Annotated in this window: 15 protein-coding genes; 9 read left to right on the top strand and 6 right to left on the bottom strand. The window is 73.6% G+C overall.

What is annotated here, in order from left to right:
• Nucleotides 1–8 precede the first annotated feature (8 nt).
• Together I598_RS13640 and hemE are read right to left on the bottom strand one after the other, a co-directional pair.
• Nucleotides 9–1,457, bottom strand: coding sequence for a protoporphyrinogen/coproporphyrinogen oxidase (locus I598_RS13640; RefSeq protein WP_068203424.1), 1,449 nt, complete (start codon nt 1,455–1,457; stop codon nt 9–11).
• On the bottom strand, nt 1,454–2,593 hold the full coding sequence (hemE, locus tag I598_RS13645; RefSeq protein ID WP_068203425.1) for a uroporphyrinogen decarboxylase: 1,140 nt from the start codon (nt 2,591–2,593) through the stop codon (nt 1,454–1,456). The genes I598_RS13640 and hemE overlap by 4 nt, the downstream gene beginning before the upstream one ends.
• A 49-nt stretch (nt 2,594–2,642) precedes the next feature.
• Here hemE and I598_RS13650 point away from each other — a divergent pair, with 49 nt between their 5' ends.
• From I598_RS13650 to I598_RS13660, 3 genes are all read left to right on the top strand, one after another.
• Nucleotides 2,643–4,028: a glutamyl-tRNA reductase gene (locus I598_RS13650; RefSeq protein ID WP_068203426.1), complete on the top strand. Its 1,386-nt coding sequence runs from the start codon at nt 2,643–2,645 to the stop codon at nt 4,026–4,028.
• A 125-nt stretch (nt 4,029–4,153) separates the two neighbouring features.
• Complete coding sequence (locus tag I598_RS13655) at nt 4,154–4,534, top strand: SHOCT domain-containing protein (protein WP_068203427.1); 381 nt, start codon at nt 4,154–4,156, stop codon at nt 4,532–4,534.
• Between the two features lie 238 nt (nt 4,535–4,772).
• Nucleotides 4,773–5,696 carry a Ppx/GppA phosphatase family protein gene (locus tag I598_RS13660; protein WP_068203428.1) on the top strand — a complete coding sequence of 308 codons (924 nt, stop codon included), beginning with the start codon at nt 4,773–4,775 and terminating at the stop codon, nt 5,694–5,696.
• 9 nt (nt 5,697–5,705) lie between these two features.
• Here the strand turns inward: I598_RS13660 and I598_RS13665 are convergent, their stop codons facing one another.
• The gene (locus I598_RS13665) at nt 5,706–6,953 is read right to left on the bottom strand and encodes a CoA transferase (RefSeq protein WP_068203429.1); all 1,248 of its coding nucleotides are present in this window, start codon (nt 6,951–6,953) and stop codon (nt 5,706–5,708) included.
• Nucleotides 6,954–7,097: 144 nt separating this feature from the next.
• Here I598_RS13665 and I598_RS13670 point away from each other — a divergent pair, with 144 nt between their 5' ends.
• Complete coding sequence (locus I598_RS13670) at nt 7,098–7,508, top strand: VOC family protein (RefSeq protein ID WP_068203430.1); 411 nt, start codon at nt 7,098–7,100, stop codon at nt 7,506–7,508.
• On the opposite strand, the gene I598_RS13675 is transcribed toward I598_RS13670, so the two are convergent.
• Nucleotides 7,505–8,143, bottom strand: a complete 639-nt coding sequence (locus I598_RS13675; RefSeq protein WP_068203431.1) for a YgjV family protein — start codon at nt 8,141–8,143, stop codon at nt 7,505–7,507. The genes I598_RS13670 and I598_RS13675 overlap by 4 nt on opposite strands.
• 66 nt (nt 8,144–8,209) lie before the next feature.
• On the opposite strand from I598_RS13675, the gene I598_RS13680 reads away from it, so the two are divergent.
• The gene (locus tag I598_RS13680; RefSeq protein WP_068203432.1) at nt 8,210–9,034 is read left to right on the top strand and encodes a DUF5926 family protein; all 825 of its coding nucleotides are present in this window, start codon (nt 8,210–8,212) and stop codon (nt 9,032–9,034) included.
• Between the two features lie 247 nt (nt 9,035–9,281).
• Nucleotides 9,282–10,073 (top strand): glycosyltransferase family 2 protein, encoded by a 792-nt coding sequence (locus I598_RS13685; protein ID WP_068205301.1) that lies wholly within the window; start codon nt 9,282–9,284, stop codon nt 10,071–10,073.
• Nucleotides 10,074–10,218: 145 nt separating this feature from the next.
• Here I598_RS13685 and I598_RS13690 read toward each other — a convergent pair whose 3' ends face one another.
• The gene (locus tag I598_RS13690) at nt 10,219–12,114 is read right to left on the bottom strand and encodes an alkyl/aryl-sulfatase (RefSeq protein WP_068203433.1); all 1,896 of its coding nucleotides are present in this window, start codon (nt 12,112–12,114) and stop codon (nt 10,219–10,221) included.
• Between the two features lie 155 nt (nt 12,115–12,269).
• Here I598_RS13690 and I598_RS13695 point away from each other — a divergent pair, with 155 nt between their 5' ends.
• Together I598_RS13695 and I598_RS13700 are read left to right on the top strand one after the other, a co-directional pair.
• Nucleotides 12,270–12,641: a YidH family protein gene (locus I598_RS13695; protein ID WP_068203434.1), complete on the top strand. Its 372-nt coding sequence runs from the start codon at nt 12,270–12,272 to the stop codon at nt 12,639–12,641.
• Between the two features lie 2 nt (nt 12,642–12,643).
• The gene (locus I598_RS13700) at nt 12,644–13,006 is read left to right on the top strand and encodes a DUF202 domain-containing protein (protein ID WP_068203435.1); all 363 of its coding nucleotides are present in this window, start codon (nt 12,644–12,646) and stop codon (nt 13,004–13,006) included.
• A gap of 27 nt (nt 13,007–13,033) precedes the next feature.
• Here the strand turns inward: I598_RS13700 and I598_RS13705 are convergent, their stop codons facing one another.
• Nucleotides 13,034–14,794, bottom strand: a complete 1,761-nt coding sequence (locus tag I598_RS13705) for a SulP family inorganic anion transporter (RefSeq protein WP_083973314.1) — start codon at nt 14,792–14,794, stop codon at nt 13,034–13,036.
• A gap of 322 nt (nt 14,795–15,116) precedes the next feature.
• Here I598_RS13705 and I598_RS13710 point away from each other — a divergent pair, with 322 nt between their 5' ends.
• The gene (locus tag I598_RS13710; protein ID WP_068203436.1) at nt 15,117–23,108 is read left to right on the top strand and encodes a DUF5979 domain-containing protein; all 7,992 of its coding nucleotides are present in this window, start codon (nt 15,117–15,119) and stop codon (nt 23,106–23,108) included.
• Nucleotides 23,109–23,141 lie beyond the last annotated feature (33 nt).

Genomic DNA, 23,141 nt, shown 5'->3' on the forward strand with positions numbered 1-23,141 from the left:
CCACCAGGTCAGAGCCGTTCCACCGCCGCCTGCGCGTGCGCGACGATCGCGGCGATCCCCGTCCCCGCGACCCAGCCGCCGGTGACGGCGAGCCCGGGCGTCCGGCCGACGGCGCCGCTGAGCGCCGTGACGGTCGCCCGGTAGGCGGGGGTCGGGGGCGGCAGGGCGCCGTCCCACCGCTGGACGAGGTGGTCCAGCACGCGGTCCTCCAGCGGCACCCCGAGCAGCACGGACGCGTCCCGGGCTGCCTCGGCGGCGTCGGGCGGCCGGGTCTCCTCGCCGAGCCGCCCGTAGGACAGGCGCACCACGTGCACGCCCGGGCCGGCGGCCCGGTGGACCCGCTCGGCGAGCCATGGCCACTTCGCCGTGGAATGGGTCAGGGCCTTCGCCCGCACCGGCCCACCGTCCGGCGCCACCAGCATCCCGGTGCCGCGCGGTGCGGCGTCCAGCTCGGGGGCGTCCAGCAGCAGGGTGACGAGGCGGACGTCCGCTCCGCGCTCGGGGTGCGGCACGACGCCGGTCCAGGGCTCCAGCAGCGGCGCGACGGCGGGCGTCGTGACGACCAGGCGGGGCGTGACCACGGTGTGCAGCGACCCGCGCCCGCCCCGCACCCCGGCGGACGTGGCCCGGGTGCGCACCACCCAGCCGCCGCCGTCGTGCTGCTCGACCGCCACGACCTCGTGGCCGAGCCGCAGGGCGGTGTGGATGGGCCCGGTGGCATCCGTCAGGGGGGAGTCGGTCCAGTCCTCGGCGCTCGCGGCGATCCGCCCGGCGAGGGCTTCGACGACGGCGTGCATCCCGCCCGCGACGCCCCGCACGGCGGACCCGGCGGGGGCGCTCGCGCGCAGGGACGCCACGGCGCGGGTGAGCGAGCCCTCGACGTCGAACCGGTCCCGCAGGCCCGGGGCGACGGCGGCGACCGCGAGCCGGTCGAGCGGCGCGGAGTGGACGCCCGCGGCGACCGGCGCGACGAGCCGGTCGGTGGCGCGCGCCCCGAGGCGGGTGCGGGCGAGGGAGCCCAGGTCCTCGCACCGGGCGCCGACGAACCGCGGCAGCACCCGGTCGAGCGACGCGCGCAGGACGCCCGGCCACCCGATGGCGCGGCGCACGTCGGCCGCCCACGGCACCGCCGGGATGCCGAGCACTCCGGCCGCGGGCAAGGGGAAGGCACGGCCCGCCGCCCAGCCCCACGCGGACAGCCCGGACGGCTCGACGACGTCCAGGTCGAGCCGTGCGGCGAGCTCGGCGACCGCGCCGCCGCGCGCGGCGAACGACTCCGCCCCCAGGTCGACGGGCACCCGCGGCAGCGACTCGAACGCCCCGCCGCGCACGGGACCGCCCAGGCGGGTCGACGACTCCAGCACGACGGTGCGCAGGCCGCGCTCCACGAGGGTCAGGGCCGCGACGAGCCCGCCGATCCCCCCGCCGACGACGACGGCGTCGACCTGCTGGCTCACAGCGAGTGGACGAGCTCGACGACGCGGGTCAGGACGGTCGGGTCGGTCTCCGGGGGCACGCCGTGGCCCAGGTTGACCACGTGCCCGGGGGCGGCCCCGCCGCGGGCGACGACGTCGCGCACGTGCGCCTCCAGGACCTCCCACGGGGCGCCGAGCAGCGCGGGGTCGATGTTCCCCTGCACGGCGACGTCGGGCCCGAGCAGCGCGGACGCCTCGTCCAGCGGCGTGCGGTAGTCGACGCCGACGGTGCGGTCCTGGACGCCGGAGGCGGAGAGGACGTCGCGCAGCGCCTCCAGGAGGTGCCCGGTGCCGGTGCCGAAGTGGATGCCGGGCACGCCCGCGCCGTCGGGGGTGCGCAGGTCGGCGACGTGCCCCAGCGCCCGGGTGGACGACGGCGCGACGTGCGTCGTGTAGTCGGACAGCGACAGGGAGCCGGCCCACGAGTCGAACAGCTGCACGGCGCTCGCGCCGGCGAGCACCTGCGCCCGCAGGAACCGGCCCGTGAGGTCGGCGGTCCACTCGGTGAGGCGGCGCCACGTCTCCGGGTCGGCGTGCATGAGGGTGCGGGCGGCGAGGTGGTCGCGCGACGGGCGACCCTCCACCAGGTAGGCGGCGAGCGTGAACGGTGCGCCGCCGAACCCGATGAGCGGGGTGTCCTGGCCGTGCGGCAGCTCCGCCAGGCCGGCGACGGTGCGTTGCACCGCCTCGGTGATCGGCGCGAGCGCCACGTCGTCCAGGTCGCGCCCGACGAGCTCGTCGACGTCGGCCGCCGTCCGGTAGGGGTGGTCCATGACCGGGCCGACCCCGGCCACGATGTCCACCCCGACCCCCGCGAGCCGCAGCGGCACCACGATGTCGGAGAAGAAGATCGCCGCGTCCACCTCGTGGCGCCGCACCGGCTGGAGGGTGATCTCCGCCGCGAGCTCCGGCATCAGGCAGGACTCGATCATCCCGGTGCCCTGGCGCGCCTCGCGGTACTCCGGCAGCGACCTCCCGGCCTGCCGCATGAACCAGACCGGCACCCGGCCCGTCCGTTCCCCGCGCAGCGCGCTGACCAGCGCGGACGTGCCGGTGCGGCCGTCGACCAGGGGATGGGTGCCGGGCAGGATGCTGACGTTCGCCGTGGGGGATGTCACGGTTGACGATTCTGCCTGCTGCACGCACGGAACTTAAAGTGGACCCACTGTGGTTCTGATCTCCCTCACCGCGTCCCACCGCGAGCTGGACCTGGACGCGCTCGAACGCCTCACGTCCGGTTCGACGTCCGTGGGTCGCACGGTCGTGCAGTCGTGCCGCCCCGTGCAGGGCGCCGTCGTCATCTCCACGTGCAACCGCTTCGAGCTCTACCTCGACGTCGAGGCCCCGCTCGACGGCGACTCCGTGCGGCACGCCACCCGGCACGTCGCCGAGCTCGTCGCGGAGTCCTCCGGCGTCACCCCGGAGGTCGCGGCCGCGTCGTTCACGGTGCGGACCGGCTCCCAGGTGCCCGGCCACCTGTTCTCCGTCGCGTCCGGCCTCGACTCGATGGTCGTGGGGGAGCGGGAGATCGCCGGCCAGGTGAAGCGCGCGCTCGCCGAGGCCCGCCAGGACGAGACGACGTCGAAGACGCTCGAGCTGCTCTTCCAGACGGCGTCGCGCACCTCCAAGCTCGTCGGCCACGGCACGGCGCTGGGCGGCACAGGACGTTCGCTCGTCGCGCTCGGCCTCGACCTCGCGGGCGAGGCCCTGCGGCCCTACCCGGCCGCCCGCGCCGTCATCATCGGCACCGGCGCCTACGCGGGAGCCTCCGTCGCGGCCCTGCGCGCCCGGGGTTGCACCGACGTCCGCGTCTACTCCGGGTCGGGCCGCGCCGCCGACTTCGCCGCCTCGCACGAGGTCGTGGCGATCGGCACCGGCCCCGAGGCGCTGGTCGAGGCGCTCGCCGACGCCGACCTCGTCGTGTCGTGCTCGGGCGCCCGCCAGCGTCGGCACGCGGAGGCCGGAGCCGAGGTCTCCATCGAGTACGTGCTGGACGCCGCCGCGGTGGCCCGTGCCCGCGAGCGTGCCGCCGCCCGCGTCGTGGACGAGCCGGAGCCCGACGCCCTGGTCATCCTCGACCTGGCCCTGCACCGGGACGTGGACCCGCAGGCCGCGGACGTCGAGGGTGTGCTGCTCTACGACCTGTCGACGCTCAAGGCGAACGCGCCGGCGACGGCCGTGGAGGTCGTCCACCAGGCGCGTGCCCTGGTGGACCGGGCCGCGGTCCGCTTCGAGGAGAACCGGCTCGGCCGCGCGGCGGACGCCGCCGTCGTCGCGCTGCTGGACGCCGCCGAGGAGGAGGTCGCCCGGCAGGTCGAGGAGGCCGCGGCCCGCCTGACGGTCGAGCTCGCGCCGGAAGGGCCCACCGAGGAGGACCTGGAGGCGGTGGCGCGCGGTGCCCGGCGTCGGGTGCACGCCGACCTGCACGACCGCATCGTCGAGGTGCGGGCGGCCGCGCTGGCTGCCGCACGGCGGGCGGAGGCGGCCGTCGTCGCCGGTGCCGAGGACACCCTGCGCACGGCCCGGGCCGACGCCGCACGGTCCTCCGCATAGCCCTCAGGGCAGGCATAGCCCTCTATGTCGGGCGAAGTCCGGCACCCGCGAGTAGCGTGACCGACGAGCGCCGGACCCCGCCGGACAGCTCCGCGTGCGTCGTGTACTCGTGAAAGGACCGTCTCATGGACAGCTTCTGGGACTACATCTGGTTCCTGCTGTGGATCTTCCTGTTCATGGCCTACCTCATCGTCCTCTTCCAGATCCTCACGGACCTGTTCCGTGACCACCAGCTCTCCGGCTGGTGGAAGGCGGTCTGGGTCGTCCTCCTCGTCTTCATCCCGATGCTCACGGCGCTGGTCTATCTCATCGCGCGCGGGCGCGGGATGGCGGAGCGCAACCTGTCCGCGGCGAAGGACGCCCGCGCGGCGACGGACGACTACATCAAGTCGGTCGCCACGACGGCCTCCCCGGCCGACCAGATCGCCTCGGCGAAGAAGCTCCTGGACGAGGGCGCCATCACCCCGGAGGAGTTCGCCTCCCTCAAGGCGAAGGCTCTCGCCTGAGTCCTGCCTGAGTCCTTCCTGAACGGTCCCGCCTGACCTGTCCTCCCCGCTCGGGGAGGGCGCACGACCGTCGCCTCGTCCGCGACGAGCAGGCAGAGGGGCCGACCTGGTTCCGCGCGGTCGTCAGACCGGAAGCGGAGGTCGCGCAGCGACCGTGAGCGCGACCGCGCGGAACCAGGTCGGCCCCTCCGCCGTCCCTCCACCTCCGGGCGGGCCGCCGAGCGAGTAGGTTGCGCCCATGCGACTTGGCGTCATCGACATCGGCTCGAACACCGTGCACCTGCTGGTGATGGACGCCCGGCCGGGCGCACGCCCCGTGCCGCAGGCGAGCCACAAGACGACGGTGCGGCTGATGCGGTACCTGCGGCCGGACGGCGCGATCTCGCCCGAGGGTGTGGCGGCGCTGTGCCAGGCGGTGGAGGACGCCGCGGCGGTGGGACGCGAGCACGGCGTGGACGGCACGATGGCGTTGGCGACGTCGGCGGTGCGCGAGGCCCGCAACGGTGCGGAGGTGCTCGCGGAGCTGGAGCGGCGCGCGGGGGTGCCGATCGAGGTGCTGGGCGGGTCGGAGGAGGCGGAGCTGACGTTCCTCGCGGCGCGGCGCTGGTACGGCTGGGGTGCCGGCCGGCTGCTGCTGCTGGACATCGGGGGCGGGTCGCTGGAGATCGCGACCGGGCTGGACGAGTCGCCGGACGTCGCGCTGTCGGTGCCGCTGGGCGCGGGCCGCATGACGAAGGAGTTCCTGCCGGACGACCCGCCGCGCACGCAGGACGTGGAGCGTCTGCGGAAGCACGTGCGCACGGTGCTGGCCGACGCCGTCGGGCCCGTGCGGTCGGCTCCGACGCCCGATCACGTGGTGGCGACGTCGAAGACGTTCCGGTCGTTGGCGCGGCTCGCGGGGCTGCCGCGTCAGGTGCTGGGCACGGGGGAGCGGTGGCGGATGCGTCAGGACCACCTGGCGGACTGGCAGCCGCGGCTGGCCCGTCTCGCGTCGTCGGACCGCACGGTGCTGCCCGGTATCGGCGTGAACCGTGCGTTGCAGATCGTGGCGGGCGCCGTGGTGGCGCAGGAGGCGATGCGGGCGCTCGGCGTCGAGGAGGTCGAGATCTGCCCGTGGGCGCTGCGCGAGGGCGCGATCCTGCAGCGCCTCGACCGGCTCTGAGGCGCGGGGCTACCAGGCGGCAGGGTCCGTACCCCAGGAGTGTGCGGGGGCGGGGTAGTCGTCCACCGGGAGTGCGGGGCGGGCGCTCGTGACGGCGCCGTGCGTGCGGGTCTGTAGTGACGGCGGGTGGGGCAGCGGCGTGGGCGCCGGGTGGTCGGGGTCGCGGCCGGGCGCGTCGAGCAGCCAGGCTGCGGTGCGCGCGAGCGAGGCCGTGACGTCCCGGCCGGTCCCGTCGTGCGTGCGCCGGGTCCAGGCGTCGGTGACGGCGGCGGCCAGCAGGTAGCCCGTGCCGTGGTCGAGGGCCTGCACGGGCAGCGCGCCGGGCGTGGTGCCGTCGGGGGACTCGACGAGCGCGATCCCGCAGGCGGCCTGCACGACGGAGTCGAACCCGCGCCGTCCCGCCCACGGGCCGGTCGTGCCCCAGGCGGTGACGCGGGCGTGGACGGCACCGCGGGGCGGCCGCAGCCCGAACGCCTCGACGGCGCCCGGTCGGTAGCCGGTGACGAGCACGTCGGCCGCGTCGAGGAGCTCCTGGGCGCGGGCCCGGTCGTGGGCGTCGCGCAGGTCGAGCAGTGCGGTGCGCTTGCCCTGGCCGGTGTCGAGGTGCTGCGCGGGGATCTCGGCAGGGTCCGGCGGGTCGAGGCGCAGCACGTCCGCGCCGAGCAGGGCCAGCGTGCGCGTGGCCACGGGGCCCGCGATGACGCGCGTGAGGTCGAGGACGCGCACCCCGGCCAGGGGGAGGGGCCCGCCGGGCAGGTCACGGCGGTCGGCCGCGCGGTCGCTGCGCTCCGTCGTCCCGACGAGCGGCCCGGCGCCCGTGGCCAGGCCGGGATCGCTCGCGCGCCACTGCGCCTCGGTGCGGACCCGGACGGCGATCGCCCCGGCGGCCGCGGCGGCCTCCTCCACCTGCCGGGCCGGGGCCGCCGCGAGGGCGTCCGCGAGCGCGTCGCGCCCGGCGTCGTCGGGCAGGCCGAGGACGGACAGCAGGCGGGCCCGGTGGTGCGGGTAGTTGGCGTGGGTGCGGACCCAGCCGTCCGCGGCGGCGAAGAATCCCGAGTGCGGCGCGAACGGTGCCCAGGGCGCGCCGTCGACCCGCAGCAGCCGGTCGGAGCCGAACGCGGCCGCCACCCGCTCGGGGTCGAGCGGGGCGTCCACGAGGGGCCCGCGCGCCCCGGCCCGGCGGGCGGCGGCGCGCAGCGCGTCGAGGGCGGTGCGGGCGAGGTCGGCGACGGGCAGGGTGGCGGCGAGCTGGTCCACCCCACCGACCGTACGCTTCCGCGGACCCGTCACGCTTTTCACCCGGCCGTTCCGCCGGGGCGGGAGGATGCTGAGGGGAGGCGGCCCCCTCATTGCACGGACGGACCCGCCCCCGGGGACCGCCGTGGCACGAAGGAGCACGCCATGGTCTCCGTCCGGCGAGGATTCGCCAGCTTCTCGGTCGACGACGTCGACGCCGCCCGCAGCTTCTACTCCGACGTCCTCGGGCTGCGGGTCACCGCCGCGCCCGACGCGCTGATCCTCCACCTGGAGGGCGGCACCGCCGTCTTCGTCTACCCGAAGGACGACCACGCCCCGGCGACGTTCACGGTCGTGCACCTCGCGGTGGACGACGTCGACGCGGTCGTCGACGAGCTCGCGGCGAAGGGCGTGGAGCCGTTGCGGTACGACACGTTCGAGCACGACGCCAACGGCGTGGTCCGCGGCTTCATGGAGGGCGGTGACGGGGTGTGGTTCGCCGACCCGGCGGGCAACGTCGTCGGCTTCATGGACGGCGAGGGGGCCCGGCTGTTCGAGGAGGCGACGTCGGCCTAGCCGGCGGGGGTCGCCACCTCGCGGACCCAGCGGTCGCCGTCGGGCCGGAACCCGACGCGCTCGAGGTACTCGTGCTGCCGGGCGGCGGCCCCCACGACGACGACGCGGCGGAACCCGCGCCCGGCGAACAGGTCGTGGCTGCGGTGCACGAACTCGCCCGGCGTGAAGTCGCGGAACCGGGGCGTCACCCAGTCGAGCTCGACGCGCGCCTCGCTGTCGCCGCCGTCGCGGACGATCACGACGCCCACCGTCTCGTCGCCCCGCGCCACGAGGAAAGCAGTGCGGCCGGTGGGGTCGTCGTCGGCGCGGAACCCCGGGAAGGAGCGGCCGACGTCCTCGGCGTGCACGCGCAGCAGGTGCCGCAGCCAGGCATCGTCCGGGGCGACCTCCACGACCTGGTAGACCGCGTCGTCGTGGGCCTCCCGGTAGAGCCGCAGGAGCCAGTAGACGTCGATGACGGCGATCGCGCCGTTCATCGCGGCGAACGGCCACACCCCCACGACGGCGTTGTACACCGTCGCGACCACCGCGCCCGCGAGGTTCATCCATCGGAACCGCAGCACGCGCGCCTGGGTGAGCGACCAGACCACGAGGATCGAGCCGACCCAGCCGAAGACCTCCAGCCACACCGCCATGCGCCGAGCCTAGGGCCGCGACGGTGAGGACCGGGCGCGCGCACGGTGGCCGCTAGGATCGAGCCCATGGCCAAGTCCCCTGAGTTCGTGCTGCGTCCGTTCGAGGGTCTGCCCGGGGAGGCCGACTGGGTCTCGCTGCGGGAGATCGTCCCGTCCGCGACGGCGACCGCCCGGACCGTCAAGGCGCACGGGGGCCGTGACGTCGTCGTCGCGACCGTCCTGCCGGGCGGCTGGGCCGCGCTGCACCGCGAGGACGGCACCGTGCTGCTGGGCGTGCAGGGCGTGCTGTCGTCGGACGACCTGAGCCGTGACCTCGCGGCGGCGCTGCTCGCCGCGATCGACGCGGAGCCCGGCACGGGGATCTTCCCGGAGCAGCTCGAGATCGCCGCCGACGCGCCGCGCCTCCAGGACGTCCTGGACCTCAGGGTGTCGTTCGACGTGACGGTCCACGAGGGCTACGACTTCTGGATGGACTCCGGCGCCGAGATCACCGAGGACGTGCGCGCGGGCCTGGAGGAGGCTGCCGCGGCCGCGGTCCCGACGGTGAAGATCGACGGCGTCGAGGCCGCGTACTGGTGCCGCATGAGCCGCGAGTTCGTGCGCTGGGCGCGCACCGAGGACGAGGACCGCGTGGTCGACGGGATCGCGCGTCTGCAGGCGCGACGCGAGTCCGGGCTGGCCGGCGGCAAGTTCCTCGGCATGTTCCGGGCGTGCGGGCTGGTCGTGCCGGTGTGGGAGCTGCCGCGCGGCACCGAGGCCGACGAGCTGGCGGAGCCGGTCCGTGACCTGGGCGTCCGGCTGGACGAGGCGATCGCGGTGACCGAGCCGCTGGACGCCACGCAGCGACGCGCCCGGGCGGGCATCGTGTCCCGTCAGGTGACGCTGCGCTGATCGCCGCCACTTCTTCACGGGCTCACCGCGGGTGGTTCGCGTCGTCGTGCCACGATCGTCCGTACCGGGGGAGTAGGCTTTACAGGGAAGTTCTTTGCACTTCCGATCCCCACTTCCGATCCGGTGTGGGACCGAGGACATTCGACGACCGCTGAGGCAGGGAGCTGTGAACGCGCACCAGGGTGCCGCTCGTACCGGTGAGGACGTGACGGTGGAGGACACCGGCCAGACCGCTCGACGCAACAGCCTGCCCAAGGCTCGCACGCCGCGTCCGCCGTCGGGGCGCGACGGCCGCAGCCTCCAGCGCGTCGCCGTCGTCATCCCCGCCAAGGACGAGTCGGAGCGCATCGCCGCGACCGTCCGCTCGGCCCGGGCGATCCCGCACGTCGACCTCGTGCTCGTCGTCGACGACGGTTCCGAGGACGACACCCAGCACGTCGCCCGGGACGCGGGCGCCGTGGTCGTGCGGCACTCCCACAACCGGGGCAAGGCCGCCGCCATGGAGACCGGCGCCGCCGTCGTCGCGATGCGGGACGCCGACGGGCGCCCGCCCCGCCTGCTGCTGTTCATCGACGGCGACCTCGGCGACACCGCCGTCAACACCGCACCCCTCGTCGGCCCGGTCCGCGAGGGCCTGGCCGACGTCGCCATCGCCCTGCTCCCCGCCCAGAAGGGTGCGGGCGGACGCGGGATCGTCGTCGGCGCCGCCCGGCGGGCGATCCACAACCTCACCGGCTGGAGCCCCACCCAGCCGCTGTCCGGCATGCGCTGCCTCACCCGGGAGGCGTTCGAGGCGGCGACGCCCCTCGCCCGCGGCTGGGGTGTGGAGACCGGCATGACGATCGACCTGCTGCGGGCCGGCTACACCGCCGTCGAGGTCCCCTGCGACCTGCGGCACCGGCCGTCCGCCAACGACCTCAAGGGGCAGATCCACCGGGCGTCGCAGTACCGCGACGTCATGGTGGCGGTCAACGCGCGCCGCGTCCGTCGTGCCGTGGACGCCGTCGGCCGGGCCGCGCGCCCCGGCAGCCGACGCTGACTCGCGCCGACGTGCGCTGACTCGCGCCGACGTGCGCTGACTCGCGCCGACGTGCGCTGACTCGCGCCGACGTGCGCTGACTCGCGCCGCGCAGCGCTGACTCGCGAGTCAGCGCACGTCGGCGCGAGTCAGCGCTCCGGCGTCGTCAGGGGGTGACGATGGCGAAGTCCGGGTCGCCGGGGTCGAGCACGGCGACGAGCCGGGCCAGGGCGGTCAGGTCACCGTCGGCCTGGATGCCCGCGTCGGAGAGCTCCGCAGGGTCGACGCCGCCGAGCGCGAGCGCGGGCAGGGACCCCGTCGTGGTCGTCAGCGTGAGGTCGGCGTCGCCCTGCTGCGCGGAGGCGCTGTAGGTGAGGACGCCGTTCGCGAGCCGCAGCCGGTAGCGGTCGCCGGAGTCGGTGAGCACCACGTCGATGGTGAGCTTCTCGTCCCAGGCCTCCGGGCCGTTGACCTGGATCGCGATGGCGTCGAACAGCATCGTGGGGCTCAGGTTGGCCACGATGTCCGCCGACGCCGTCGCCGTCGGGGTGCCGAAGCCGCCGTCCCGCAGCTCGGTGGCGCCGGACAGGTACACCGAGCGCCAGGTGCCGTTCTCGGAGCCGTACCCGAGCTGTTCGAACGTGTCGGCGAGCAGCTCGCGGGCCGCGGCGTGGTCCGGCTCGGCGAAGACGACGTGGCTGACCACCTCGGCCACCCAGCGGAAGTCGCCGGCGTCGAACGACGCCCGTGCCTTCTCCACGACGGCGTCCGCGCCGCCCATGAACTCGACGTACCGCTTGCCCTGCTCGACCGGCGGGTGCTGCCACAGGTGAGCGGGGTTGCCGTCGTACCAGCCCATGTACCGCTGGTAGATCGCCTTGATGTTGTGGCTGACGGAGCCGTAGTAGCCGCGGGCGTGCCAGCTGTTCTCCAGGGCGGGCGGGAGCTGGAGGTGCTCGGCGATCTCGCTGCCCGTCCAGCCCTTGTTGAGCAGGCGCAGGGTCTGGTCGTGCAGGTAGGCGTAGAGGTCGCGCTGCAGGCCCAGGTACTCCACGGCCCGCTCGCGGCCCCAGGTGGGCCAGTGGTGGGAGGCGAAGACGACGTCGAGGTCGGCGCCGAACAGGTCGATGGTCTCGGTGAGGTAGTACGCCCAGATGTGCGGGTCCCGCACGACCGCGCCGCGCAGCGTCAGCAGGTTGTGCAGCGTGTGGGTGGCATCCTCGGCGGTGCACAGCGCGTGGTGGTCCGGGAAGTAGATGAGCATCTCCGACGGAGCCTCGGTGCCGGGCGCCATCTGGAAGGTCATCCGGACCCCGTCGACGGTCTCGGTCTGCCCCGTGGTGGACACGGAGATCGTGGGGCCGATGAGCGTGACGGCGCCGCCGGTCGACGTCGTCTGGCCGAGCCCCGCACCGACCTGGCCCTGCGGGCCCCGGGCGAGCGCGGCGCCGTACATGTAGCCGGCGCGGCGCGCCATCGCGGTGCCCGCGTAGACGTTCTCGGCGACGGCGTGCTCGGTGAACGCCTCGGGCGCGATGACGGGGACCCGGCCGGAGGCGACGTCCTCGGCGGTGGTGACGCCCTTGACGCCACCGAAGTGGTCGACGTGGGAGTGGGTGTAGATGATGCCCGTGACGGGCCGGTCGCCCCGGTGCTCGCGGTAGAGCTCCAGCGCGGCGGCGGCGGTCTCGGCGGTGATCAGCGGGTCGAGCACGATGACGCCCGTGTCGCCCTCGATGAACGTCACGTTCGAGAGGTCGAACCCGCGCACCTGGTAGATGCCCTCGACGACCTCGAACAGGCCCTGCTCGGCGACGAGCTGCGACTGGCGCCACAGGCTCGGGTTCACCGAGTCGGGCGCGTCACCGGTGAGGAACGCGTAGGTGTCGTTGTCCCACACGGTCGCGCCGTCGGCCGTGGTGATCCGGTTGGGTTCACGGCGCCCGAGGAGCCCGCGACGGGCGTCCTCGAAGTCCTGGGTGTCGTGGAACGGCAAGGACTCGCGCAGGGCTTGCTGCTGGGCGGCGATCGTGGGCGTGGCGGGCTTGGGCTGCGTCGGCATGCAGTCATCGTGGCAGCGTGCGACGGAGGGCGCCCGTCGAGCAGACGGCCCTGCTGATGCCGGTGGGCGCCTGCGCCGATAGCGTGCTGACCAGGTCGCCGACACCGAGGAGAGGCCATGGGGCAGGTCCGACGCGTCCGAGGCGCGGTGCCCGGATGACCCGTGAGCGCTTCCCCCGCTGGGTGTACGAGCGGGGAGACGAGCCGGACCCGCGGTTCTCCCTGGCGAACGAGCGCACGATCCTGGCGTGGCTGCGCACGTCACTGGGGCTCATCGCGGGCGGCACCGCGCTGGAGGCGCTGGAGCTCCCCATGGAGCCGCACCTGCGGCTCGCGGCGGCCGTGGTGCTGCTGGTGGCGGGCGCCGCCGTGCCCGTCGTGGCGTGGATCGAGTGGGCGCGCACCGAGCGGGCGATGCGCGAGGACGGGCCGCTGCCGGGTGCGATGACCGGGTTCGTGCTGGTCCTGACGGTGTCGGCGGTCGGCGTGCTAGCGCTGCTCGCCCTGCTCCTGCACGACGGGGGCTGACCGTGGCCGACGTGCCGGACCGCCGCCACCCGCCCGTCGTCGGGCCCGAACGGGACCCGGGGCTCCAGGCGGAACGCACCGCGCTGGCGTGGCGGCGCACCCTGCTGTCGTTCACGGCGGCCTGCGGCGTCGCCTGGCAGACCCTGCCCGGCGTGGACGGGCCGAGCGCGCTCGTGTGGGCCGCCGCCGTCGCGCTCGTGCTCACCCCGCCGCTGTGGTGGTTCGCCCGGCGGCACGCGCACCACACGCACCACCACCTGTCCCAGGAGGAGGTACGGCTGCGGCACGGCCGCCGGGTCGCGGTGATGTGCGCCGGGACGGCGCTGCTCGGGCTGGCCGGGCTCGTCGCGATCCTCGTCTACTGACCCGGGACGTCCGGGCGCGGGAGCGGATCAGACGTCGTCGGCCACCGTCCCGGCGCTCGCGGCCCGACGGCGGTGCTCGGCGAGGTCGTACGCCTCACGGACGGTGGCGAGCACACCGCCCGCGTCGCCGACGACGGCGTCCTGCACGCGCTCGGTCACCCCGGCGGCCGCGAAGCGGTCGAGCAGCTCGTCGGGGACTCCGCAGAGGACGACCTCGACGCCGTGGTCGTGCCAGCGGTCCAGGAGCCGGTCGAGGGACTTGAGGAACGTCGTCGACGGGATGCCGGCGGCACCGCGCAGGGAGACGACGAGCGCGGCGTCGTGCGTGCGGGCGGTGTGCGGCCACTCCTGCTCGACCCGGTTGACCTCGGCGAAGAACCCGGTGCCGACGTACTGCAGGACGGTGGTGCGGCCGCTGGGCAGGTCGGCGGGGGCGTCGGCGACGGTGAAGTCGCCGTCGCCGGTGGCGACCAGCTCGACGACGCGGCCGCGCTGCGCGGCCTGCACGGCGAAGAGCACGATCGACAGCCCGGCGCCGAGGAAGATCGCCTGCTGCAGGGGGAGCTGGGTGGTGGCGGCGAACGTCACGACCATCGCCGCGGTGGACAGCCACGACGTGCGGGCCACCAGCACGATGTCGCGGCGGCGGCCCATGACGAGCTCGCCGCCGATGACGAGCAGCAGGCCGCCGATGACGGCCATCGGGATGGTGCCGGCGAGCGGGCCGAGCGCGAGGACGAGCAGCACCAGCCAGACGCCGGCGAAGATGCCCGCCCACCGGGTCTGCGCGCCGCCGCTGGTGGCGACCCCCGTGCGGGACAGCGACCCGCCGGTCGGCAGCGCGCCGAAGAACCCGCCGGCGACGTTCGCCAGGCCCTGCGCGGTGAAATCCTTCGACGCGTCGGCGCGGGACCCGTCGGGGTTGGGGACGGCGGCGCTGATGCCGGCCGCCTGGGCGAGCGCGATGAGCGCGATGGCGAGCCCGCCCCACGCCAGGTCGGGCAGCGCGCCGAGGTCCGGCAGGGTCAGGGGCGGCAGCGACCGGGGGATCGCGGCGATGTCGCTCACCGTCTCGACGCCGAACCCGGCCACGGCGACGACGACCGTGACCACGACGAGGGAGCCGAGGGTCGCCGTCTTGCGCAGCCGTGGGACGAGCGACAGCCCGGCCCACACGGCCACGGTCGCGGCGGCGACGGCGACGGTCGGGCCGTCCCACTCCCCGACGTGCGCGACGGCCTCGACGAGCTTGCCGACGGTGTTGTGGGACTGCGGGTCGTAGCCGGTCGCGTCCCCGACGACGCCGGCGACGATCTGCACGGCGATGCCCGCCGTGAAGCCCGTCATCACGGCGGTCGACACGAACGACATCACCGACCCGAGCCGGAGCACGCCGAGCAGCACCATCCACAGGCCCACGACGAGCGTGAGGGCCGCGACCGAGCCGAGGTCGCCCGGGTCGAGCCCGGCGTCGGTGAGGATGCTCCCCGCGGAGAGCGCGATCGCGCTCGTCAGCGTCGTCACCATGAGGACGCTGCGGGAGAAGACCGACCCGACGATCGTCGGGACCGCGCCCGACCACAGGCCGAGCGGCGCGGAGAACCCGCCCACCGTCGCGTACGCCATGCCCTCGGGGATGGAGAACAGCCCGGTGACGAAGCCGGAGACGACGTCCCGGGGCGTGGGTCGAGCGCGTCGTGCCCCCTGGCGGGGGCCGGCCGTCGCGTCGTCGGCCGTCCCGCGCTCTCGTGCCGGGTCGTCGTCCGTGGACCCGCCGGACCTCGCCATGTCGCCCCTCCCGGTTCGCCTGCAGGCACACCCTGCCGGACGTGTGTCGGCGCCGCGACCTGGGGCGCAGGCCGCGGCGCGGGCGTCGTGGCCGCATCGGGGCGGAGCGACGGCGACGGCAGCACCGCGCGGCCGAACGGGACATCCGGGACAGATGCCTCGGGCGCCGCGCGGCGGGCCGAATTGTCTGGCACGGTCGGGTTGGACAGTCGTGTGGCCTGGATCACGCGGCTGGTGGAACGGAGCTCGTGGAGGGGCACCGATGGGGGATCGTCGCACGTCAGCAGGCCGGGTCCCGGCCCGCCACCGCAGGTCGTCCGGGGTGGGTGGGGTCGGTGGCCGGTTCCGGCGCGGCTGGTCGGTGCTGGGCGCGTTCGCGCTCGCCCTGCCGCTGGTCGCGGTGCCCGCGACGTCGGCCTCGGCGGCTTCCTGGGCCATCGGGAAGGCCGAGACCAGCACGGGGCCGTACCAGCCCGGCCAGACCGTCACGTGGGTCGTGACCATCTCCTGCTCCGATCCGAACCAGGACCCGTGCGCGCCGACCACCATGACGGACCCGCTGCCGGAGAACGTCGAGCTCGTCAGCGCGTCGATCCAGAGCGCCGGGGCCGGCACCGTCAACCCGCAGATCGACGCCGACACGGACACCGACACGGTGACCTACACGGCCGACAGCGTGAACAACGGGCAGCAGTCCCAGATCCTCATCACGGCTCAGATCGCCGACGACATCCCGTACAGCCAGGACGGCGTGCCGATCACCAACACCGCGACGGTGGACTCGGACAACGCCGACCCCGCATCGGCGAGCGATGACATCGTCCCCGAGGTCCCGCTGGTGCTCGACTCCGAGACCACCAAGTCGATCGACCCCGAGGGCGCGATCGCGAGTCCCGGTACCCCGGCGACGGTGACCCTCGGCGGTACGAACACGTCCAACGACCCGGTGGACTCCCTGGTCATCGTCGAGCCGACGGCGGGCACCGACCCGAACCCGTTCACCTATCTCGGCTTCACGGGCTGGGGGGCCGTCAGCTGGCCCGAGGGCGCGACGTCGGCGGACGTGACGTTCACCTGCGCCGATGGGTCCACCCCGACGGAGACCAGCACCACGGCCGACACCCTGCCCGACCCGCCCGCCGACTGCGAGGTCGAGGGCTTCACCGTCGAGTTCGACGGTGACATCGCGATCGGCGCGACGGCGTCGATCCCGTTCGACGTCGAGCACACCGACGCCGTCACCGAGCTCACCGACCCCCTCACGCTGACGAACACGACGTCGTCGAACGTGGTCCACGGCGACGACGAGTCCACGCCGACGGACGCGAGCGACACGTACGTCATCACGCCGCCGAACAACGCCGTCACGCCGACCAAGTCGTTCGACCCGGCCGTGGTGAGCGCCGGGTCCCCGACGACCGTCACCCTCGGCGCGACGAACGACGGCGACCCGACGACGTCGATGACGATCACCGAGCCGTCCGAGGGCACGCCGAGCCCGTTCGAGGGCGACGACCCGCTGACCTTCACCGGCTGGGGCACCGACGGAGCCGGGGCCGGCGTGGTGTGGCCGAACGACGCCGACGCCGCGAGCGTCACCTTCACGTGCGCCGACGGGACGACGACCGACCCGATCCCCGCGGAGGCCGAGGACACGCTGCCGGACCCGCCCGCCGGCTGCGTCGTCGTCGGGTTCTCGATCGAGTACACGGGGAACATCGTCACCGGTGCCGAGGCGACCATCCCGTTCACCGCGGACACCGACCCGGACCAGGCCGAGGACAACGTCCTGCACCCGAACGAGATCACGGCCACCATCCCGAACGACTCGGAGACCGCGGACGCGACGCTCGAGACGCTCACCGACCGGCTCGCCACGGAGACGACCAAGTCCATCTCGCCGTCCACGATCCCGGCGCTGCCGGGCCAGACGGTCGTCGTCGGTCTCCCGACCCAGCTCCTGCCGTTCGGCGAGGACGGGTCCACCACGAACGCGGACCAGGTCGTCATCCAGGACCCGACGGACACCGGCGCCCCGGGGGAGTTCTGGGGCAACTTCACCGCGTCGTCGGTGCGGTCCACCGACGTGCCCGCCGGGACCGAGCTGACGATCAACTACTGGAACGGGTCCGCGTGGGTCGAGGCGCCCGACTGCGGCAGCCCGGTCGAGGGTGCCGCGACGGTGAACTGCGACCTGCCGGACGACGCCCAGGGCGTGCAGTTCGTCTACGACGACACGACGGGCGAGGGCATCCCGCCCGGCGAGAGCTTCGCCCCGAACTTCGTCGCCACGTACGTCGGTCCGGAGGACCGTGAGGAGCCGATCGCCAACTGCGGCGCGTCGAGCGCGTCGAACGAGGCTGTCGCCCCGACCGACCCGGCCGAGGGTTGCGACACCGTGGACCCGTTCCCCGTGCCGGTGGGCCCGGGTGACCTCGACTTCATCGACAAGACGTTCCTCGCCCCGGAGGGGCAGAGCGGGGAGCCGTACACCCTGCGCGCCCGTACGCAGGACGAGATCACGGCGCAGATCACCTGGTCGACCAACGGGTTCGAGGGTGTGGACCCGATGGTGATCAGCGACATCGCGGACCCGGTCGCGGCGGCCGATCCCGCCATCGCCGGTTCGTTCTACGACGCCTTCAACCTGGTCGCGATCTCCGTCGACGACCCGCTGCTCCAGTACGACCAGGTCGAGAGCGTCGAGCTGTTCATCAACGGCGCCTGGGTGGAGGCCTCGGGCGACCCGTGCCCGGAGGCGTGCGACGGGACCTTCCCGGGCTACACGCTGACGGCCGACGAGCAGGCGACCGCGACGTCGGCTCGCCTGACGTACACCGAGTCGCCGGGACGGGCGGCGTTCCCCACCGACCCGACGGTGCCGGCCGCAGGATCCGGTGTGGCCCGGTCGACGCAGGCGGACGGGCGTCACGTCGACTTCACGTTCCAGCTCCGCGACGACCGCCGCAGCGGCGGACCGGCGCTGGGCGAGCAGCAGGGCGAGATCTACAACAACCCCGACGACCCGGGCCTCGTCACCGACACCGCCCGAGGGACCGCGACGTTCCAGGGGACGGACCGCACGGACACCGACGCCGATGACGTGCTGATCCTCGACCAGCCCATCAACGTCGGGATCACCAAGGACTGGACCGGTGGCCCGCTGTCGGTCCCGCCGGAGGGCACCCCGTACGAGGACTTCCCGACGACGGTCGCCACCATCACCGGTTCGAACAACTCCGTGGCCCGGGTGGACCAGCTGCGCCTCGCCGAGCCGTCGTACGCCAACGACGACCTCGTGGTCGAGCCGCAGGTCGCCGCCGGTACCAACCCGTTCGACGCGTTCACGCTGACGGACATCGTCGACGTCGTTCCGCCGGACGGCACCGAGACGACGACGGTGACGCTGACGACGGTCGACGGCACGGCCACCGACTACACCGAGGCCGAGGCCGAGGCGCTCACCGCCGTGCAGCTCGAGGACGTCGTCGGGGTGGAGGTCACCTTCGACGGACGCATCGCGTCCACCGAGTCCGGCAACAACGAGGGCGTCCTGGAGATGCAGCTCAAGCTGCGCGAGTTCGACCGGTACACCGAGGAACGCATCACGGTGGACCACGACCCCAACCCGGTGCCGAACAGTGCCGGCGCCGAGGTCTCGGACCCGGGCGGCACGACCGCCCAGACGCCGCAGGCCTGGGACACCGCCGAGATGGAGCTGCGGGACGCCGAGATCACGATGGAGGAGACGAAGTCGTTCAGCCCGGGCACGATCGTCGAGCCCGGCACGGACGCCGAGGAGAACCCGACGTCGATCCTGACGATCACGGGCCAGCCGACGGGCCCCTCGCGAGCGGTCGAGATGACCCTCACCGACGTGGACGGCAGCTTCTGGAACCAGTACGACCTGATCGGGTTCGACGGCTCGTCCCTCACCGCGCCGATCGACCAGGTCCAGGTGGACGCCTACACGGGCGGCACCTACGACGAGGCGAGCGACACCTTCACCGGTGGCACGTGGACCGACGGCGAACCGGCCGGCGCGTTCGCGCTCCCCGCGGGGGTGGACGCGGCCGACGTCGTCGGCCTGCGGTTCACGTTCACCCGCGCCGACGGTGCGATCTGGGAGAACCCCGCCAACCCGACGCAGGCGGTGAACCTCGAGGTGCAGGTGCGCGACACGCTGCGCTCCGACCCGACCACCCCGGTGCCGAGCGACCTGGAGCAGAACGACCCGGCGCCGGGTGAGGACGCGCCAGGCGTCGCCACCAACGACGTGACCGCCACGGTCACGGGCGCGGACCTGGTGTTCAACCCGGCCGACCCGGACAACCCGATCCCGGTGTCCAGCGACGCCGAGGCGTCCGGGACGATCATCTACGAGCACACCGAGAACGGCGTGAAGATCGTCAAGGACTTCGACACCGACATCACAGGCGGCACCAAGCCGCCGAACACGGCGTTCCCCATGAACATCACGGTGACGAACGTCGGGAACCGGCCGATCTACGACCCGGTCATCGCCGACGACCCGATGCCCACCGACGACGACGGGCCGCAGCTGACGCTGGCCGACGTCGACGAGCCGTTCAGCTACACGCTCACGGAGCCCGGCACGCCGCCGGTCGGCCAGCCCAACGGGCCGCAGATGCCCACCGACCCTGCGAACGTGGCCGTGGACCAGACCGGCAACATCGCGGGCCTGACCTTCACCTTCCCCGAGGGCACCGTGCTCGAGGTGGGGCAGGTCTACACGATCACCGTGCAGGTGCAGTTCCGCACGACCTTGGCCGCGAACACGGTGGTCGAGAACACCGCCGGGGTCACCGGCGACCGGCCGTGGGACGTCTGCCAGGCCCAGTCCGGCGAGGACGGGAGCACCATCGACGGACGCCTGAACGAGGACACCGGAGCATGCGAGGCAGACTCCGACGTGACGCCCGTCCCGTCGGGCGTGCTCGCCGAGTCGAAGCTTGTCAAGGCGACGAACGACGAGTACCCGCTCGGCATCATGGTCGATCCCGACCAGCCGGGGAGCGTCACGCCGGAGGACTGCCAGCCGAACGCGTTCGGGTTCTACGCCTACCCCTGCACGCCGATCATCCCGCCAGGGCAGAACGAGACGTGGCGGGTCCGGGTGGACAACGTGGGCAACCTTCCCATGGACAAGGTGGTGCTCTACGACCGTCTGCCGACCCCCGGCGACACCTCGTCCGACCCGACCAGCACGTCGGAGCGCGGGTCGCAGTGGACGCCGATCCTCACGAACGACCCGCCGCCGCAGGTCGTCAACGCGCCGCCCGGCAGCACGACGACGTTCTACTACACGACCGTCGACGAGTACTGCCCCGACGACCTGGTGGATCCCGTCAACGAGCCCACCTGCCCGGACGACCCCGAGACCGGCTGGGCCGAGCTCACGGCTGACACCGCGGAGGAGACCTACGAGCAGATCACCGCGATCAAGACCGTGATCGAGATGGCGCCGGACAACCTGTTCCAGCCGGGCAGCTTCATCGCGCTGGAGGCGACGACGACCACTCCGGCCGAGGTCCCGGAGGCGGGCGACCGGTCGATCGCCTTCAACTCGGCCGCGGCGTCCGGCGTCGTGGTGACCCAGAGCGGTGACGAGATCAACTCGTTGCGCGCCGAGGGTGTGAAGGTCGGCGTCGCGACGGCGGCGGGCCCGCTCGAGGTGAACAAGGTGGTCACGGGCGAGGGGGCCGGGAACGCGCCCGACTCGTTCGACCTCGTCGTCGAGTGCACCTCGGCCGTCGGGACGTGGGTGGAGACGGAGCTCGACCCGATACCCATCACAGTCACGCCCGGGTCTCCCGTGACTGTGCCGAACCTGCCGTATGGCGCGGAGTGCACGCTCACCGAGGACGGGTCGCAGGGTCAGACCGCGCTCGTCGTCGTGCCGGAGACGGTGACGATCGACACCGAGACGGTGGACACGCTGGAGGACCCGGCGACGATTACGGCGACGAACGTCTACGACCTGGCGAGCATCGTCATCGACAAGGAGGTCGTCAGCGACGCCGTGGATCAGGACGGCAGCCCCGTCGTGTTCGGGCCGTTCGACGGCACCGTGGAGTGCACGTTCTTGGGCGAGGACGTCTACGCCGAGGGCTACGGACCGGACGAGCCGATGACGTTCGAGCTGAACGACGGCGACTCGGTCGAGTTCACCGGTCTGCCGGTCGGCGCCGAGTGCACGGTGACGGAGACGGGGGCGGGCAACGCGTCCTCCACGACGATCACCGTGCAGAACGGCCTGCAGGAGCCGGAGGTGACCGAGGGAACGTCGGCGGACCTCACCCTGGTGGGCGACATCGTCAGCCTTCCTCGTAACGCGGTCACGCTGACGAACACCTACGACGTCGGCGCCATCGACCTGCAGAAGGTGGTCGACGGCGAGGGAGCGGACGCCTACGGCGCCGGGCCGTTCGACATCGACGTGGTGTGCACGTTCGACGACGGCGACGGCACCGGAGCCCAGACGGTCTACGACAGCACGGTCGTGCTGGGCGGCGCCGGGCCGCTCGACGCGGAGATCGCCAACCTGCCCGCAGGGTCCGAGTGCACCATCACCGAGACTGACGAGGCCGGCGCCACCGGCTCGGTCGTCGTCCCGGACACGGTGACGGTCGGTGCCGGCGAGACCGCCGAGGTGGTCATCACCAACACGTTCGACGTCGGCTCGATCGAGGTGAACAAGGACCTCGCCGGGCTCGGTGCGCTCTACGGGCCGGGGCCGTTCGTCGTCGAGATCCTGTGCACCTACGGGGAGGACGAGAACGGCAACCCCGTGGACATCGCCATCCCGGGCGGGGCGGAGCGCGAGATCGACGGCGGCTCGACCGTCACGTACGAAGGCCTGCCCGTCGGCGCCGAGTGCGCGCTCGCCGAGACCGACGACTTCGGGGCGTCGTCCACCACCATCTCCGTCGACGGCGGCGACCCGGTGCCCGGCACCGAGGTGAACGGCATCGTCGTCCCGCCGGCGCAGGAGGACGGCTCGCCGACCACCGTCACGGTGGACGTGACCAACACGTTCGACACCGCCCCGCTGGTGGTGCAGAAGGTGGTCGACGGCGACGGTGCGGACTTCGCCCCGAACATGCCCGAGCTGCCGTCGCTCCCGGAGATCCCGGACCCGCTGCCCACCGACCCCGACGAGATCGACGCACTCATCAACGAGGTCTCGGACTACCTGGCCCAGGTGGGCGAGGCGTACGACGAGCTGCCGTACGCGGTCACCCTGGAGTGCACGGACAACCAGGGTGCCCCGGTCGAGGCGATCCTCGGCGGGGCGGACCGGCGGTTCGGGCCCGGCGTGCCCGCGGTCTACTTCGGGCTGCAGGACGGGGACTCGTGCACCGTCACGGAGACGGAGGACGGCGGCGCGACGTCGACGGCCGTCGACCCGGACCCGGTGCCGATCGAGGGCGACGCCACGATCCAGGACCCGGTCGAGGTCACGGTGACCAACACCTACGACACCGGGTCGATCCAGGTCGACAAGGTCGTGGACGGTGATGCGGCGGAGTTCGTCACGGCGTCGTTCGAGGTGTCGCTGGCCTGCACGTTCGAGGGCCAGGACATCGCGGTCCCGGACGGTGCCACGCGCACGGTGACGCCGGACGAGCCGGCCACGTACGACGGCCTGCCGATCGGCGCGGAGTGCGTCGTCACGGAGACGGACGCCGCGGGCGCCGCGGAGATGACGATCTCCACCAACGTCGAGGACGGAGACCCCGGCCAGGTCGTGGTGCCCACGGCCGACGCCGACCCGGCGGTCGTCACCGTGACCAACACGTTCGACGCCGGGTCGGTCGCGGTGGAGAAGGTGGTCGACTTCGAGGGTGACCCGTATGACGTGGGGCCGTTCGAGGTGACCGTGGAGTGCACGTTCCAGGGTGCGGGCATCGAGATCCCCGGCGGAGCGGCGCGCGAGATCAGCGGCGGGCAGACGGTCACCTACGACGGGCTGCCGGTCGGCGCGGAGTGCGTCGTCACCGAGACCGACGACGGCGGCGCGAACGGGTCGGCGGTGTCGGTGATCGACGGAGGTGACCCGGGTGTGGTGACGGTCGCCGCGGGGGATCCCGCCGAGATCACGGTGACGAACATGTTCGAGGCCCAGCCGGTCCCGCCGGACCCGTCGACCCCGCCGGCTCCGCCGGTACAGCCGGGCACCGACCCGCTGCCGCGCACGGGAGCGTTCGTGCTCCCGCTGCTCGGGCTGGCGGTCCTGCTGACAGCGCTGGGCGGGGTGCTCGTGCACCTGCGCCGGCGCGACGAGGCCTGACGCCCTCGGGGCGCTGAGACCGACGTCACCAGG

The organism is Isoptericola dokdonensis DS-3 (genome assembly GCF_001636295.1).
In the GTDB taxonomy this organism is placed as follows: domain Bacteria; phylum Actinomycetota; class Actinomycetes; order Actinomycetales; family Cellulomonadaceae; genus Isoptericola; species Isoptericola dokdonensis.